Origin of the sequence: Pseudomonas sp. Ost2, from assembly GCF_018326065.1 — a bacterium.
Lineage (GTDB): Bacteria > Pseudomonadota > Gammaproteobacteria > Pseudomonadales > Pseudomonadaceae > Aquipseudomonas > Aquipseudomonas gingeri.
This window is the reverse complement of sequence record NZ_AP021904.1, coordinates 5423476-5438015: the sequence shown is the minus strand read 5'-3', so window position 1 is coordinate 5438015 and position 14540 is coordinate 5423476. Positions and strand designations below refer to the sequence as shown.

At 62.4% G+C, this 14540-nt stretch carries 17 protein-coding genes; 7 read left to right on the top strand and 10 right to left on the bottom strand.

Features of this window, described 5'->3' with window-relative positions:
* Positions 1 to 16: 16 nt before the first annotated feature.
* The 5 genes from KI243_RS23820 to KI243_RS23805 all read right to left on the bottom strand — a co-directional run bounded on the left by KI243_RS23820 (position 17) and on the right by KI243_RS23805 (position 3195).
* Positions 17 to 1222, bottom strand: coding sequence for an MFS transporter (locus tag KI243_RS23820; RefSeq protein WP_177119694.1), 1206 nt, complete (start codon positions 1220 to 1222; stop codon positions 17 to 19).
* Positions 1223 to 1325: 103 nt separating this feature from the next.
* A complete protein-coding gene (locus KI243_RS23815) occupies positions 1326 to 1508 on the bottom strand; it encodes a hypothetical protein (protein WP_017124473.1) in 183 nt (60 codons plus the stop codon).
* A gap of 85 nt (positions 1509 to 1593) precedes the next feature.
* Positions 1594 to 1725, bottom strand: coding sequence for a hypothetical protein (locus tag KI243_RS33105; protein ID WP_017124472.1), 132 nt, complete (start codon positions 1723 to 1725; stop codon positions 1594 to 1596).
* A 170-nt stretch (positions 1726 to 1895) separates the two neighbouring features.
* Complete coding sequence (locus KI243_RS23810) at positions 1896 to 2210, bottom strand: cupredoxin family copper-binding protein (RefSeq protein WP_042934633.1); 315 nt, start codon at positions 2208 to 2210, stop codon at positions 1896 to 1898.
* Positions 2211 to 2223: 13 nt separating this feature from the next.
* A complete protein-coding gene (locus KI243_RS23805; protein ID WP_177119695.1) occupies positions 2224 to 3195 on the bottom strand; it encodes a metallophosphoesterase in 972 nt (323 codons plus the stop codon).
* A 148-nt stretch (positions 3196 to 3343) separates the two neighbouring features.
* Here KI243_RS23805 and KI243_RS23800 point away from each other — a divergent pair, with 148 nt between their 5' ends.
* A complete protein-coding gene (locus tag KI243_RS23800; RefSeq protein WP_017124469.1) occupies positions 3344 to 3856 on the top strand; it encodes a sigma-70 family RNA polymerase sigma factor in 513 nt (170 codons plus the stop codon).
* Complete coding sequence (locus tag KI243_RS23795) at positions 3849 to 4616, top strand: anti-sigma factor (RefSeq protein ID WP_212809974.1); 768 nt, start codon at positions 3849 to 3851, stop codon at positions 4614 to 4616. Before KI243_RS23800 ends, KI243_RS23795 begins: the two co-directional genes overlap by 8 nt.
* Positions 4617 to 4783: 167 nt before the next feature.
* On the opposite strand, the gene KI243_RS23790 is transcribed toward KI243_RS23795, so the two are convergent.
* The 3 genes from KI243_RS23790 to phhA form a co-directional block, all read right to left on the bottom strand.
* Entirely contained in the window at positions 4784 to 5983 is a 1200-nt protein-coding gene (locus tag KI243_RS23790) for an amino acid aminotransferase (RefSeq protein ID WP_178991947.1), read from the bottom strand.
* The gene (locus tag KI243_RS23785) at positions 5980 to 6336 is read right to left on the bottom strand and encodes a 4a-hydroxytetrahydrobiopterin dehydratase (RefSeq protein WP_177060318.1); all 357 of its coding nucleotides are present in this window, start codon (positions 6334 to 6336) and stop codon (positions 5980 to 5982) included. The genes KI243_RS23790 and KI243_RS23785 overlap by 4 nt, the downstream gene beginning before the upstream one ends.
* A gap of 102 nt (positions 6337 to 6438) precedes the next feature.
* A complete protein-coding gene (gene phhA / locus KI243_RS23780; RefSeq protein WP_017124465.1) occupies positions 6439 to 7230 on the bottom strand; it encodes a phenylalanine 4-monooxygenase in 792 nt (263 codons plus the stop codon).
* Positions 7231 to 7530: 300 nt separating this feature from the next.
* Between phhA and KI243_RS23775 the strand changes: the two genes are divergently transcribed.
* Entirely contained in the window at positions 7531 to 9087 is a 1557-nt protein-coding gene (locus KI243_RS23775; RefSeq protein WP_177119697.1) for a sigma-54-dependent transcriptional regulator, read from the top strand.
* An 87-nt stretch (positions 9088 to 9174) separates the two neighbouring features.
* Here KI243_RS23775 and KI243_RS23770 read toward each other — a convergent pair whose 3' ends face one another.
* Both KI243_RS23770 and KI243_RS23765 read right to left on the bottom strand, forming a co-directional pair.
* On the bottom strand, positions 9175 to 9897 hold the full coding sequence (locus KI243_RS23770; RefSeq protein ID WP_017124463.1) for a TylF/MycF/NovP-related O-methyltransferase: 723 nt from the start codon (positions 9895 to 9897) through the stop codon (positions 9175 to 9177).
* Positions 9894 to 10760: a hypothetical protein gene (locus KI243_RS23765; protein WP_177088525.1), complete on the bottom strand. Its 867-nt coding sequence runs from the start codon at positions 10758 to 10760 to the stop codon at positions 9894 to 9896. The genes KI243_RS23770 and KI243_RS23765 overlap by 4 nt, the downstream gene beginning before the upstream one ends.
* Positions 10761 to 11087: 327 nt before the next feature.
* On the opposite strand from KI243_RS23765, the gene KI243_RS23760 reads away from it, so the two are divergent.
* Genes KI243_RS23760 through KI243_RS23745 form a run of 4 tightly spaced genes read left to right on the top strand, consistent with a single transcriptional unit; the run spans position 11088 to position 14531 of the window.
* On the top strand, positions 11088 to 11828 hold the full coding sequence (locus tag KI243_RS23760) for a flagellar basal body rod protein FlgF (protein WP_042934632.1): 741 nt from the start codon (positions 11088 to 11090) through the stop codon (positions 11826 to 11828).
* 46 nt (positions 11829 to 11874) lie between these two features.
* A complete protein-coding gene (gene flgG / locus KI243_RS23755; protein WP_042934631.1) occupies positions 11875 to 12660 on the top strand; it encodes a flagellar basal-body rod protein FlgG in 786 nt (261 codons plus the stop codon).
* 53 nt (positions 12661 to 12713) lie between these two features.
* Positions 12714 to 13409, top strand: coding sequence for a flagellar basal body L-ring protein FlgH (gene flgH, locus KI243_RS23750; protein WP_042934630.1), 696 nt, complete (start codon positions 12714 to 12716; stop codon positions 13407 to 13409).
* A 12-nt stretch (positions 13410 to 13421) separates the two neighbouring features.
* Positions 13422 to 14531 (top strand): flagellar basal body P-ring protein FlgI, encoded by a 1110-nt coding sequence (locus KI243_RS23745; RefSeq protein WP_042934662.1) that lies wholly within the window; start codon positions 13422 to 13424, stop codon positions 14529 to 14531.
* The last annotated feature ends 9 nt before the right edge of the window (positions 14532 to 14540 follow it).

Below are 14540 nucleotides of genomic sequence, written 5' to 3'. Positions count from 1 at the left end.
AGAGCGGCGGCCAGATTCAGGTCTTGTCCCGCAACGCGCGCTGTTTGGGTGTCTGGTGGTAGAGATAAACGCTCAGCAGCAACCCGCAAAGCGCGGCCAGCGCGGCGAACAGGAAGATCGAGGCGAAGCCGAAGCCGGACGCGATCGCGCCCACCAGCGGCCCGGTGATGCCCAGGGACAGGTCGATAAACAGCGAATAGGCCCCCACCGCCGCGCCCCGGCTGGAAGCCGGCACCAGGTTGACCGCCTCGACCCCCAGCGCCGGGAAGACCAGCGAGAAGCCAAAGCCGCTCAGCGCCGCACCGGCCAGGGCCCAATGGGCATCCGGAGCCAGCCATAGCAGCAACAGGCCGAGGGTTTCCACCGACAGGCAGGCAATCGCCACCCGAAAGCCGCCGAGACGGTTGATCAGGTTGCCGAACAGCAGCCGCGCGCCGATAAAGCTGGCGCCGAACAGGCTCAGGCAGAGGACGGCGTTGCTCCAGTGCTGGGTGGCGTAATACAGGGTGATAAAGGTTGCGATGGTGCCGAAGCCGATGGAGCCCAGCGCCAGCCCGGTGCCGTGGGGCAGGACGCGGCCAAGCACATGCAGGAACGGCAAGCGTTCGCCGGCAACGATCGGCGCGGCCTGTTTTGGCCATGCCAGCAGCAATCCGAGGCTGGCCAGCAGCAGGATGCTGACCCCCATGCTCCACAATCCCAGCTGGTTGACCATCAGTACCCCCAGTGGCGCGCCGACGGCCAGGGCGCCATAGCTGGCGATACCGTTCCAGGAGATCACCTTGGCGGTGTTCTGCGCCCCGACCCGGCCGATGCCCCAACCAATCGCGCCGGAGCCCACCAGGCTTTCGGCGCTGCCCAGGATCAGCCGGCCGATAAGCAGGCTGATCAGGCTCAGGGTCGGCCAGTCGTGGAGAAAGCTCGGCAGCAGCATGAAGATTCCGCTCAGGCCGCAACCGGCCAGGCCGTACATCACCGCGGGCTTGCTGCCCAGGTTATCGATGACCCGACTGGCATAAGGGCGACTGAGCAGGGTGGCGAGGTACTGCACGCTGATCACCAGCCCGGCGATGACCGCGCCGAAGCCCAGTTCGCTGTGGACATAGCCCGGCAGCACGGCCAGCGGGATGCCGATGTTCAGGTAGCCGATAAAGGTAAACAGGACGATGGAGACAACTTGCAGCGTGACCGCGAGGGGACGCTGGGTTTCTGGCGAAGGCAAAACGGGCACCCTGACAGCGAAGAAGAAAGATAGGTTGCTTATGATAGCGGCGGGAGGCGGCTTGCAGGGCGTCTAATCGAAAAAAATACCGGGCGGTGAGCGCTCAGGATTGGGCGGGTGCCAACAGCCGGGTGGTGACCAGGGCGGCCAGGGCATTCTCCTGGTTGCCGAAACGGGCGAGCAGGACGGCCTGTTTTTCCGGGCTGAGGTTGTTCCACAGCTCGATCATTTTTTCGGCGGTGCCGATCAGTACGCTGGCTTGGGTTTCGTCGAAAGTGTCGGTCACGTCGTGGTCCGGGGAGCGATGGCTGTGTCTGGCTGTGTGAAAAACACCGAGGGCGGTTTTTCACACGGCCAGCGTTCCAGGCGTTTCAGTCTTTGCTGTCGGCCTTGAGGCTTTCTGCGGCCTCGGTCTTTTCAGGCTGTTGGGCACTGGCTTGTTGCGGGGTTTTCTGCTCAGTCTCGTGCAGGCTTGGGAAGGGGAAGTTGGGTATCTCGTGCATCGTCGTCGCTCCTCGCAAGGTCTGTTTTTTAAATCGCTGGGTAGATCCGCGCTTTTAAAAAGCCTGGGCAGGATACAGCAGTACAAATGACAGAAAGATTTTTTTCGCCCCCGTTTGACGCCCATTCGTCAGCCCCCGAACGGCGCAGGCCAGTACGTCGGCTCCCCCCCTCAGGGGCTGACGATTATCCTGCCAATCATCTGCGGATGCAGGGCACAGAAGTACTCATAGGTGCCCGCCGTCTTGAACTCATAGGAAAAACTGTCGTTGGTGTCCAGAGCGCCCGAGCGGAACAGCTTGTGGGTTTCGGCCACCGTATGGGGGACCTGGTCGTCGTTGACCCAGGTCACCCTGGTGCCGGGCGCGACGGTCAGGTCCTTGGGCCCGAACATGAATTCCTTGATATCGATTTTCACTTCCTGTGCCCACACCGGGATCGAGAGCGCCAGGCACGCCAGGACCAGCCCCTGCAAAAGTCTTTTCATTCGCCTTTTCTCCTCAGATCAGTGTCGAGTCAATCAGCGCCAACGGGTGGGCGCCTTGTGTCGCGCGGATATCGGTGATCCCAAGATAATTGCGCAACTGGTCGGCGGCGACTGTCATCGGTCCCGGTGACGGCGCGGCTCCCGGCGCCGGTTGCGGGTAGGCGGTACCGCGCGCGGTGTGAAAGGTGATATTGCCTTCGACCTTCTGGATCACCTGGTGGATATGGCCGTTGAGCACGGTCACCGAGCCATATTTGCGCAGCAGGGCAATGGCCTGGTCGCCGTCCTCGGTCCCCCAGCCCCAGGGCTGGTAGATGGTCCACAACGGAATATGGGTGAACACCACGATCGGCGTGCTGGTCGCCACCGCGCGCAGGTCATCGGCCAGCCAGGCGAGCTGGTCGGCGCCGAGGTTGGCCTCGTGGCCGGCCTGGAAGTTGAACACGTTGACCAGCGCGATGAAGTGCACGCCATGGTCATCGAAGCTGTACCAGCCATTGCCCCTGGTGCCCTTGCCGTAGCGCTGCAGGTAGAGCTGGCCGCCACCCTCGTCGAGGGTATCGTGTTCGCCCGGTACATAGTGCACGGTCGCGGGCAGCGCCTTGAGCAGTTGCGCGGCGGTGTCGAACTCCTCGGGCTTGCTGAGGTGGGTGATATCCCCGGTGTGGAGGATCAGTGATGGCCGCCTGGGCAATGCGATGACCTTGTCTATGGCCACCTGCAGGGTTTTCACCGGCTCGGGATTGGCTTCCTTGTTGAAACCGATATGCGAATCGCTGATTTGCACGAAGTGAAAACTCGCGGCCAGCGCGGCCGGGTCCGTGGGTTGGCCGTTCTGGTCCAGGGCAAAGGCGCGCGGAATCCCGCCGCTCAGCGCCCAGAGAACGCCGGCGCCGGCCCAGGCCGAGCATTTGAGCAGGCTCCGGCGGGCGGGGTCGAGCGGGCCGTCGGTACGTTTGTCGTGGGGTATCGGGTGCAGGTCCATGGGAACGCCCTCGCTGGCGGTCTACAGTGATTGAGCTCACATCTGTAAAACCGGGCGGCGCGGGGCTTTATTCCAGAAAAAAAGAAAATTCTTTCGGGAATAAAACACAACCTTTCACCGTTACAGGAACAAAGGTATCGGAGCCACTATGACGCGATTCGAGGCGCTGTTCGCGCCGCATCTGGATGCGGCCTATAACCTCGCGCGCTGGCTCACCGACAGTGACAGCGCTGCGCAGGATGTGGTCCAGGAAAGTGCCTTCAGAGCCTTCAAGTTCCAGCACCGCTTTGTCGACGGCAATGCCAGGGCCTGGTTCCTGACCATCGTGCGCAATGAAAGCTACAACTGGCTGAGGACTTCGATGGGCGCGCGCTGGGTGGCCATCGACGAGGAGTGGCTGCAGGACGATCCAGCGCTGGCCGATGTGCACGGCCCCGAATCCAGGATCGTCCAGGCCCAGGCGACCGAGCAGGTCCGCCAGGCGCTGCTGGCGCTGGCACCGGTGTTTCGCGAAGTGATCGTCCTCAAGGAGTTGGAAGACATGCCCTACAAGGACATAGCGAGAATCGTCGATATCCCCTTGGGCACCGTCATGTCACGGCTGGCCCGGGCCCGCGCGATGCTCAAGCGCGAACTGCTGAAGTTGCACCCTTATGAATGACCTCGACTGCAAGACCTGTGAGGTGTTGATCCATGGCTACCTCGACCATGAACTGGATGCGGCGACCACGACGCGGGTGGCCGGGCATCTGGCGGGCTGCGAGCAGTGCGCGCGACGGCATGAGCAGGCTCGTCAATTGATCGACGATGTCAGGAAGCGGGCGCCTTATTACCGTGCTCCCGAGGCCTTGAACCTGAGCCTGCTGGGCGCTGCCCCGACGCGCCCTTCGGCGGCAGCGGGTTTCATGCAGGGACTGCGGGCGTTATCGGGGCGCTGGTGGGCGCCGGCGTTTTCGACCCTGGCGTTGAGTCTCGCGGTCATGCTCTACGTGGTGACGCCGTCCGCCGAGCAACCCTGGCTGGATGAAGCGGTGTCCAGTCATGTGCGTTCGCTGATGGCCGAGCATTTGAACGATGTGGTGTCTTCCGACCGGCATACGGTGAAACCCTGGTTCACTGGCAAGCTCGATTTCGCGCCACCGGTCTTCGACTATGCGGCCCAGGGGTATCCGCTGCTGGGCGGACGACTGGATTACCTGCAACACCAGACCGCCGCTGCGTTGGCGTATCGGCATGCCAGGCACACCATCAACCTGTTTGTCCTGCCGACAACCGAGTCTGATCGGGCGCTGGAGAGTCTGTCTTTGCGGGGATACAACGTGGTGGCGTGGCGACGCGATCATCTGCGCTTCATCCTCGTCTCGGACCTGGAGAAGGGCGAGCTGGAGGCCTTCGGGAAGCTGATCGAAAAGGGGTCGTGACTCCGTTGGGCATCAAGCCTGGTCTGATCGCGAGGGCACGATTGAACCGGTAGGAGCCGGCTTGCTGGCGATGCAGACACTGCGGCCTTTCAGACAGATCGCGTTATCGTTCATCGCCAGCAAGCCGGCTCCCGCAGGACCGGGTCCGGCCAGAGCCTGTCGTTGTGTCAGTCCTTGCACACCGCCGCAATCGCCTGGGCCAATGCATCCAGACGCGTCGCGTCGATACCGGCGACGTTGGCGCGGCCGGAGCTGACCATGTAGATGCTGTACTCGTCGCGCAGGCGCTTGACCTGGGCAGGCGACAGACCGGTGTAGGAGAACATTCCGCGCTGCACGCCGATATGCGCGAAGCGTTCCGCTAGGCCATGGGGCTGGAGGGCTTCGACCAGGCCGCTGCGCAACTGCGCGATCCGCAGGCGCATGGCTTCCACTTCGTCGGCCCACAGGCTTCTCAGCTGGGGATCGGCAAGGATGGTCATGACCACCGCCGCGCCATGATCCGGCGGGTTGGACCACAGGTTGCGCGCCACGGCGGCCAGTTGGCTACGGACATCCAGCAGCTTGTCGGCGTCGGCGGTGCAGACGATCAGGGCGCCGGTGCGCTCGCGGTACAGGCCGAAGTTCTTCGAGCAGGAACTGGTGATCAGCACTTCCGGCAGTTCCCGGGCGAACAGGCGCACGGCCCAGGCATCCTGCTCCACGCCATCGCCAAAGCCCTGGTAGGCGAAGTCGATCAGCGGCAGCAGTTCGCGGCGGCGGACGATATCCAGCACCTTGTACCAGTCGTCGTGGGACAGGTCGAAACCGGTCGGGTTGTGGCAGCAGGCGTGCAACAGCACCACGTCGCCTCGGGGAGCCTGCTCCAGGGCGGCCAGCATGCCCTCGATGTCCAGGCGGTTGTTGGCGTCGACGTAGGGGTAGTGGCTGATCTTCAGGCCGGCGGCGGCGAAGATGGTTTCATGGATCGGCCAGGTCGGATCGCTGAGCCAGATGCCGCGCCCGGGCAGGCAGTGGGCGATGAAGTCCGCGCTCAGGCGCAGGGCACCGGTGCCGCCCGGTGTCTGGGTGGCACCGACACGCTGGCCGGCGATCAGCGGCGAGTCGGCGCCCATGACCAGTTCGGTCAACAGGCTGCCGAAACGCAGGTCGCCATGGCCGCCGATATAGGACTTGGTCATCTGCCCGTCCACCAGCTTCTGCTCGGCCAGCTTGACCGACTGCAGGATCGGCGTCAGGCCCTGGGCGTCCTTGTAGACCCCCACGCCGAGGTCGAACTTGGCCGGGTTGGGGTCCTGGGCATAGGCCTCCAGCAACCCGAGAATCGGATCGCCAGGGACGCGCGCGATGGCGGTGAAATGCATTATTTACGGCCCTCGGCGGATTTGCTGACCTCGTCAGTGCGTGCCGCCATGATGAAATCGTTACGGTGCAGGCCCTTGATCGAGTGGCTCCACCAGGTGACGGTGACTTTGCCCCATTCGGTCAACAGGCCCGGATGATGGCCTTCGGCTTCGGAGATTTCGCCGACGGCATTGGTGAAGGCCAGGGCGAACTTGAAGTTCTTGAACAGGTAGACCTTCTCCAACTGCATGATGCCGTCGCGAACTTCGATATTCCAGTCCGGAATCTGTTTGATCAGCACCGGCAGTTCTTCGTCGCTGACCTGTGGAGCATCGGCGCGGCAGGCTTCGCAGTGGGCTTGGTTCAAGGCGTTCATGGTGTATTCCTGTGGCTCGTTTTTGTTCGGTGGACGCCACCCGCCCATGCTCGGTGAAAGTGCACGGGCGAGAAAGGCTCAGATAATGGCAAAAGCCGCGGATCAGGCAGCCTTGGGTTTGGGTGGGAATTTCGGGGCGTGCAGGCCCAGCTTCATCCCTTGCTCGACCATGCCCATGATGTCCTCGTGGGCCAGGTCGAACAACCGCTTGAGGTTCGGCAGCGTGAAGTAGATCGGCTGCAGGATGTCGATGCGATACGGGGTGCGCATGGCTTCGAGCGGATCGAACGGTTGATGTTCGGGCGTGTCGGACAGGCTGTACACCGTCTCCTTGGGCGAAGAGAGGATGCCGCCGCCATAGATGCGCCGGCCCTGCGGGGTGTCCACCAGGCCGAACTCGATGGTCATCCAGTACAGGCGCGCCAGGTAGACCCGTTGTTCCTTGCTGGCCTGCAACCCGAGCTTGCCGTAGGTGTGGGTGAATTCGGCGAACCAGGGGTTGGTCAGCAGCGGGCAGTGGCCGAAGATCTCGTGGAAGATGTCCGGTTCCTGCAGGTAGTCCAGTTCTTCTTCGGTACGAATGAAGGTGGCCACCGGAAACTGCTTGTTGGCCAGCAACTCGAAGAAGGTCTGGAAGGGGATCAGGGCCGGTACCCGGGCCACCTGCCAGCCGGTGGTGGCCGCCAGGACGGCGTTGATTTCGCTCAACTGCGGAATCCGGTCATGGGGCAGGCCGAGCTTTTCGATGCCGTCCAGGTATTCCTGGCACGCGCGGCCCTCGATCACTTTCAACTGACGGGTGATCAGGGTGTTCCAGACCGCGTGTTCGGCGGCCGGGTAGTCGATAAACCCTTGCGCATCGGGCTCTCGAGCCACGTATTGCGTCTGCTTCATACAGCTCTCCTGCTAGAGGGATCGTTCTTGTTATGTCCAGCGTTGTCCCTAGTGTTGATCCGCGCCGGCAGGAAATGCATCGGGGGTGGGGGCCAAGCTAGCGAGCCTCGGGTGGTTAAATCGTAAAGTATTCGTTACGAATATCGGCTTTTGTCGAGATGACGGGGCTTGCGCGGGATGACGAAGTGGATATCCGTCACGTAATCTTTACGAAAAACTGCAAGGCAACGAAAAAAATTGCCTGGAATCGGGCGGAAGAACCCCCGCGATGCAGTCCCGACCACCTTCCTGGGTCTTTCCATGCGTATCAAAGTGCATTGCCAGAACCGCATCGGCATCCTTCGCGACATTCTCAACCTGCTGGTGGACTACGGCATCAACGTGGCCCGGGGCGAGGTCGGCGGTGACCAGGGCAATGCCATCTACCTGCATTGCCCGAACCTGATCAATCTGCAGTTCCAGGCCCTGCGACCGAAGTTCGAGACCATCGCCGGTGTGTTTGGTGTGAAGCGGGTCGGCTTGATGCCCAGCGAGCGCCGGCATATGGAACTCAACGCGCTGCTGGGGGCGCTGGAGTTCCCGGTGCTGTCCATCGACATGGGTGGCTCGATCGTCGCGGCGAACCGGGCGGCCGCCCAGTTGCTCGGTGTGCGGGTCGACGAGGTGCCGGGGATTGCCTTGTCCCGCTATGCGCCGGACTTCGACCTGCCGGAACTGGTGCGGGCCAACAAGTCGCGGATCAATGGCCTGCGGGTCAAGGTCAAGGGTGACATCTTTCTGGCGGATATCGCCCCCCTGCAATCGGAACATGACGACAGCGAGGCGATGGCCGGCGCGGTGTTGACGCTGCACCGGGCCGATCAGTTGGGGGAGCGGATCTACAACGTGCGCAAGCAGGAGTTGCGTGGATTCGACAGTATCTTCCAGAGCTCGCGGGTAATGGCGGCGGTGGTGCGCGAAGCCCGGCGCATGGCGCCGCTGGATGCGCCGCTGTTGATCGAGGGCGAGACCGGTACCGGCAAGGAACTGCTGGCGCGCGCCTGTCACTTGGCCAGTCCGCGTGGCCAGGCACCGTTGATGGCGCTCAATTGCGCGGGGTTGCCGGAGTCGATGGCCGAGACCGAGCTGTTCGGCTATGGGCCTGGCGCCTTCGAGGGCGCACGCGCGGAAGGCAAGCTCGGGCTGTTGGAACTGACGGCCGGCGGCACGCTGTTTCTTGATGGCGTCGGCGAGATGAGCCCGCGCCTGCAGGTCAAGCTGCTGCGCTTTCTGCAGGATGGCGGTTTCCGCCGGGTCGGCAGCGACGAAGAGGTTTATCTCGATGTACGGGTGATCTGCGCCACCCAGGTCGACCTGTCGGAACTGTGCGCCCGGGGCGAGTTTCGCCAGGACCTGTATCACCGTCTCAATGTGTTGTCGCTGCACATCCCGCCCCTGCGCGAATGCCTGGACGGACTGACGCCCCTGGTGGAGCATTTCCTCGACCAGGCCAGCCGGCAGATCGGTTGCCCGTTGCCGAAACTGGCACCGGCGGCCATGGAGCGCCTGAGTCATTACCACTGGCCGGGAAACGTCCGGCAATTGGAGAACGTGCTGTTCCAGGCGGTTTCGCTGTGTGACGGCGGTTTGGTCAAGGTCGAGCATATCCGCCTGCCGGACTACGGCGTACGCCAGCCCCTGGGGGACTTTTCCCTGGAGGGCGGGCTGGACGAGATTGTCGGGCGGTTCGAGAAGGCGGTGCTGGAGCGCCTGTATTCGGAGCATCCGAGCAGTCGTTTGCTGGGCAAGCGGCTGGGGGTTTCCCATACCACCATTGCCAACAAGCTGAAGGCCCATGACGTTGGCAAGCAGGAGTAGGCCGGCGTGGGAACGGAGCTTTCAGCAGCCTCGGGGGGCTCTCTCGCGAAGCCGCTCCGCCCCACACCAATCAGATCCACATGTCGATCAGATGTGGAAGTAACCCACGCATGAGTCAAACGGCAGGCGCTTGAGTTCGATCTTGTTCATGTCGAACACTTCGCGCAGCGCCTTGGTTTCGCCCGGGAAGTTGCGGTAGGCGACTTCGTCGAGAACCACGATGGCGCCCTTTGGCATGTACGGCAGGAAGGTTTCCAGCGCGACCTTGGTCGGCTCGTACAGGTCGGTGTCGAGGATCAGCATGGCCACTACCAGGTCCGGACGGGTCTTGACGAACTCCGGCACGGTCTTGCAGATGTCGCCTTTCACCAGTTCGCAGCGTGGGATGCGATTGACCGGGCGCAGCAGGTCGTTGGCATTGATCATGTCCTGGATCAGCGACTGGTCGGTATCGGAGAACATGGTCTCGTTGATATCGGCCGGGTCTTCGTCCTTGTTGATGCTGGTGAAGCCTTCGAAAGTGTCGAAACCGACGATCGAGCGGTTGATCGCGTAGGGTTCGAGGATCATCGACAGGTGCATGTAGAGCATCAGCGAGTTGCCCTTGTACACGCCGCACTCGACGATCGCGCCAGGGATATCCATGACTTTCTTGAACAGTTCCATGCGCGATAGGGCGGCGGTCACGTTGATGCGGTTGGCGAAGACGAACGGTGCATCGGCCACATACTCGGCATCGACCCGCTTGAGTACACCGGCACGGGTTTCGTTGTATTCGGCTTCGGCAGGCGTGAGGCGGCGCTTGGTCATTGGTAGATTCCTTGGAAATTCGAGAAGTCGTGGGCGTGGAAGTAATCTTTGAAGCCGGCCCCGACGTCCGGGCAGGCGCTGTCGACGTTCGGCGCGCCGCGCTTGTGCAGCAGGTCGTCGAGGTGCATCAGGCGGAAGTCCACGCTGAAGCGGGTCTGCTCGGTGTAGTTGGGCACGGTGCCGTGCAGGTGGGAGCCGGAGAAGGTCAGCATCTCGCCGGTGTTGCCGGCAATCCGGACTTCCGACGAACCGTCGATATCGCCCAGTGGCACGGGGTGCACGCGGACCTCTTCGGTCAGGTTGTCCTTGGCCTTGTGACGCTGGTTGTTGATCCAGTCGTTCAGGCTCCAGTCCTTCGAGGTGTTCAGCACCGGCTTGTCGAAGTAGGCGGCGTTGATCATCATCGTCTGTTCCGGCGCGATGGTGTAGACCGGCATCCAGGTGTTGATCTGGCAGTCGACGCTGCCATACCAGGTATCGCGGTGCGGCTTGTAGGCGTAGCTGACACCGGCGTGCAGGTAATTGTAATTGGGGACGACCCGCAGGCGCGGAACGTCAAAAATGTATTCGCGCGGGTCGAGGCCGATCTCATGGATGAAACCGAGGATCAGGTCCTTGACGCGCTGGCTGTTGGTGAACTGGCCCTTGAGGCGGGTCACCCGGCTGACGAACTCTTCGACGGCCATCATCTTGTGCAGCGACTGGTGATCGGTTTCACCGTCGAACGCTGCCGTGATGCTTTCCTTGGCGAAGCCACAGAGTTCCCTGGTCGCCGCCAGTTGGGTGTCCAGGAATACCGATCCTGAATAGATGGCTTCTTTGAAGTCGGCCTTTTTCTGTAGCTGGTTGATGTACAGGTTCACGGTAGCCCTCCTGAATACTCTGGCTGATCTAGGTGTCGGCAGCACCTTGGCAAACTGAAATCAGTCACTTGCTGCTGGGGCTTGCAAGGTCCGTTCCCGATTGGCGCTTTAATGCTTGATCGATGTGTAACCCGACTGATACTTGCCGCCAGCGGCATAACTCCGCCGTTTTTTCGTCTCTAGCCGGCATGCGCAAAACCCATGTTTGTTGCTCGGGCCCCGGCCCTGTTGGGTTGTGTTGTTCAAAAAACAAGTTGGTGCAGAAATTGCTAGGGCTCTCGCAGTACAGCGGTGGGCGGCAAACGTCCATCAGAAAGAGGAAAGACTGTGGACAAGTACCTTTACGTGGCAATGACCGGCGCCAGCCAGAATGCTCTGGCGCAAAAGGCTCATGCCAACAATCTGGCGAACATCTCTACCAGCGGCTTTCAGCGTGACCTGGAACAGGCCCGCTCGATGCCGGTGTTCGGTGACGTCTTTCCGGCGCGTGCGTTTGCCATGTCCGAGCGGCCGGCAACCGACTTCTCTCCGGGCGCGATGCAGGAAACCGGTCGTGACCTGGACGTGGCCGTGGGCGGCGACGGCTGGGTGGCGGTGCAGGCTCCCGACGGCAGCGAAGGCTACGTGCGTACCGCGAGCATGAATATTGACGCGCTGGGCGTATTGCGCGCCGGCAACGGCATGCCGGTGATGGGCAATGCCGGGCCGATCGCCGTGCCGCCCGAGTCGAAGATCGAAGTGGGCGAGGACGGCACCATCAGTATCCGCGCCATGGGTGAAGGCCCGCGTGTGGTGGCGGTGGTCGACCGCATCAAGCTGGTCAACCCTGACCTGAAGAACATGACCAAGGGCCTGGACGGGATGATCCATACCAAGGACGGCCAGCCGGCGGTGGTCGATGCCAACGTCAAGCTGGTCTCCGGTTTCCTCGAGGCGAGCAACGTCAATGCCGTCGAGGAAATGACCTCGGTGCTGGCTTTGTCCAAGCAATTCGAGCTGCATATCAAAATGATGAACACCGCCAAAGACGATGACCAGGCAATGGCTCGGGTCTTGCAGATCAGCTAATCACCACAACGTAGCGCCGTAAAACAGGCGCGCGAAGGAGAACAGAATGCTTCCGGCACTATGGGTTGCAAAAACAGGTTTGGCGGCGCAAGACACCAACCTGACCACCATTTCCAACAACCTGGCCAACGTCTCGACCACTGGCTTCAAGCGTGATCGCGCCGAATTCCAGGACCTGCTGTACCAGATCAAGCGTCAGCCTGGCGCCCAGTCGACCCAGGACAGCGAACTGCCGTCCGGCCTGCAACTGGGTACCGGTGTGCGCATCGTCGGCACGCAGAAGAACTTCGCTGCCGGCAGCCTGCAGACCACCGACCAGCCGCTGGACATGGCGGTCAACGGACGCGGTTTCTTCCAGATCCTGCAGCCGGACGGCACCACGGCCTACACCCGTGACGGTACCTTCCACCTGGACAACAACGGCCAGATCGTCACCGCCAGCGGCTTTGCCCTGGAGCCGGCGATCGTGATCCCGAACAACGCCCAGACCTTCACCGTGGGCAAGGACGGCACCGTGTCGATCACCGTCGCCGGCAACCCGGCTTCGCAAGTGATCGGCAACCTGCAGACCGCCGACTTCATCAACCCCGCCGGCCTGCAGGCCGTGGGCGGCAACCTGTTCCTGGAAACCGCCGCCAGCGGCGCACCACAGGTCGGTACGCCGGGGCTCAACGGTTTCGGTACCACCGAGCAGAGCACCCTGGAAACCTCGAACGTCAGCACCGTGGAAGAGATGGTCAACATGATCACCACCCAGCGTGCCTACGAAATGAACTCCAAGGTGATTTCCACCGCCGACCAGATGCTCTCGTTCGTCGCGCAGAATCTGTAATCAAGTCTATGAGGCGGCCTGAGGGTCGCCTGCAACACCGTGAGGTAAGGGTCATGAATCGGTTGTTTTCTGTTCTCGCGCTGAGTGGGATTGCTGCGCTGGCAGGGTGCGTGAGTCCGCCGCCCAAGCCCAACGACCCCTACTATGCGCCGGTGTTGCCGCGCACCCCGTTGCCGGCGGCAGCGAACAACGGTTCGATCTACCAGGCCGGTTTCGAGCAGAACCTGTATGGCGACCGCAAGGCATTCCGGGTCGGTGACATCATCACCATCACCCTGAACGAGGCGACCCAGGCGAGCAAGAACGCCAACTCCAACCTGTCGAAGAAAAGCGCCACCAACATCGGCCTGACCTCGCTGTTTGGCAGCACCCCCAATACCAACAACCCGTTGGGCAGCGGTGACCTGAGCCTGAACGCCGGCTACAGCGGCACCCGTGCCACCGACGGTACTTCCAAGGCCGGCCAGAGCAACAGCCTGACCGGTTCGATCACCGTCACCGTGGCCGATGTGTTGCCCAACGGCATCATCGCGGTACGCGGCGAGAAGTGGATGACCCTCAACACCGGCGACGAGCTGGTGCGGATTGCCGGCCTGGTCCGGGCCGACGACATCGCCACCGATAACACCGTACCGTCCACCCGGGTGGCCGATGCGCGCATCACCTATTCGGGGACCGGCTCCTTCGCCGATACGAGCCAGCCGGGTTGGTTCGACCGTTTCTTCCTCAGCCCGCTCTGGCCTTTCTAGGTGCCGATGACCATGTTCAACTTCAAGCATCTGATGGCGGCTGTGCTGCTGATGTCCACCGCCTTCGGTGTCCAGGCCGAGCGGTTGAAGGACATCGCCAGCATTTCCGGCGTGCGTTCCAACCAGTTGATCGGTTATGGCCTGGTGGTCGGCCTCAACGGTACGGGTGACCAGACCACCCAGACCCCGTTCACCCTGCAGACCTTCAACAACATGCTGTCGCAGTTCGGCATCAAGGTGCCGCCGGGTTCCGGCAACGTGCAGTTGAAGAACGTCGCGGCGGTCTCGGTCAGTGCCGACCTGCCGGCTTTCGCCAAGCCGGGCCAGGTGGTGGACATCACCGTTTCTTCCATCGGCAACTCCAAGAGCCTGCGAGGCGGTACCTTGCTGCTGACGCCGCTGAAGGGGATCGACGGCAACGTCTACGCCATCGCCCAGGGCAACCTGGTGGTGGGTGGTTTCGACGCCGAGGGCCGTGACGGCTCGAAGATCACCGTCAACGTTCCGTCGGCCGGTCGTATTCCTGGCGGTGCCTCCGTCGAACGTGCGGTACCGAGTGGTTTCAACCAGGGCAACAGCCTGACCCTGAACCTCAACCGCTCCGACTTCACCACGGCCAAGCGCATTGTCGACAAGATCAACGACATGCTCGGCCCTGGCGTGGCACAAGCCATCGATGGCGGCTCGATTCGTGTCACCGCGCCACTGGATCCGAGCCAGCGTGTCGACTACCTGTCGATCCTGGAAAACCTCGAGGTCGATCCGGGGCAGGCGGTGGCGAAGGTCATCATCAACTCGCGCACCGGCACCATCGTGATCGGCCAGAACGTCAAGGTCTCGCCGGCGGCGGTGACCCACGGCAGCCTGACGGTGACCATCACCGAGGACCCGATCGTCAGCCAGCCGGGCCCGCTGTCCAATGGCACCACGGCCGTGGTCCCACGCTCGCGGGTCAATGCCCAGCAGGAAGCCAAGCCGATGTTCAAGTTCGGCCCTGGCACGACCCTGGACGAAATCGTCCGGGCGGTGAACCAGGTGGGAGCGGCGCCGGGCGACCTGATGGCGATCCTCGAAGCCTTGAAACAGGCCGGCGCGCTGCAAGCCGACCTGATTGTGATCTGAGGCCGTTTC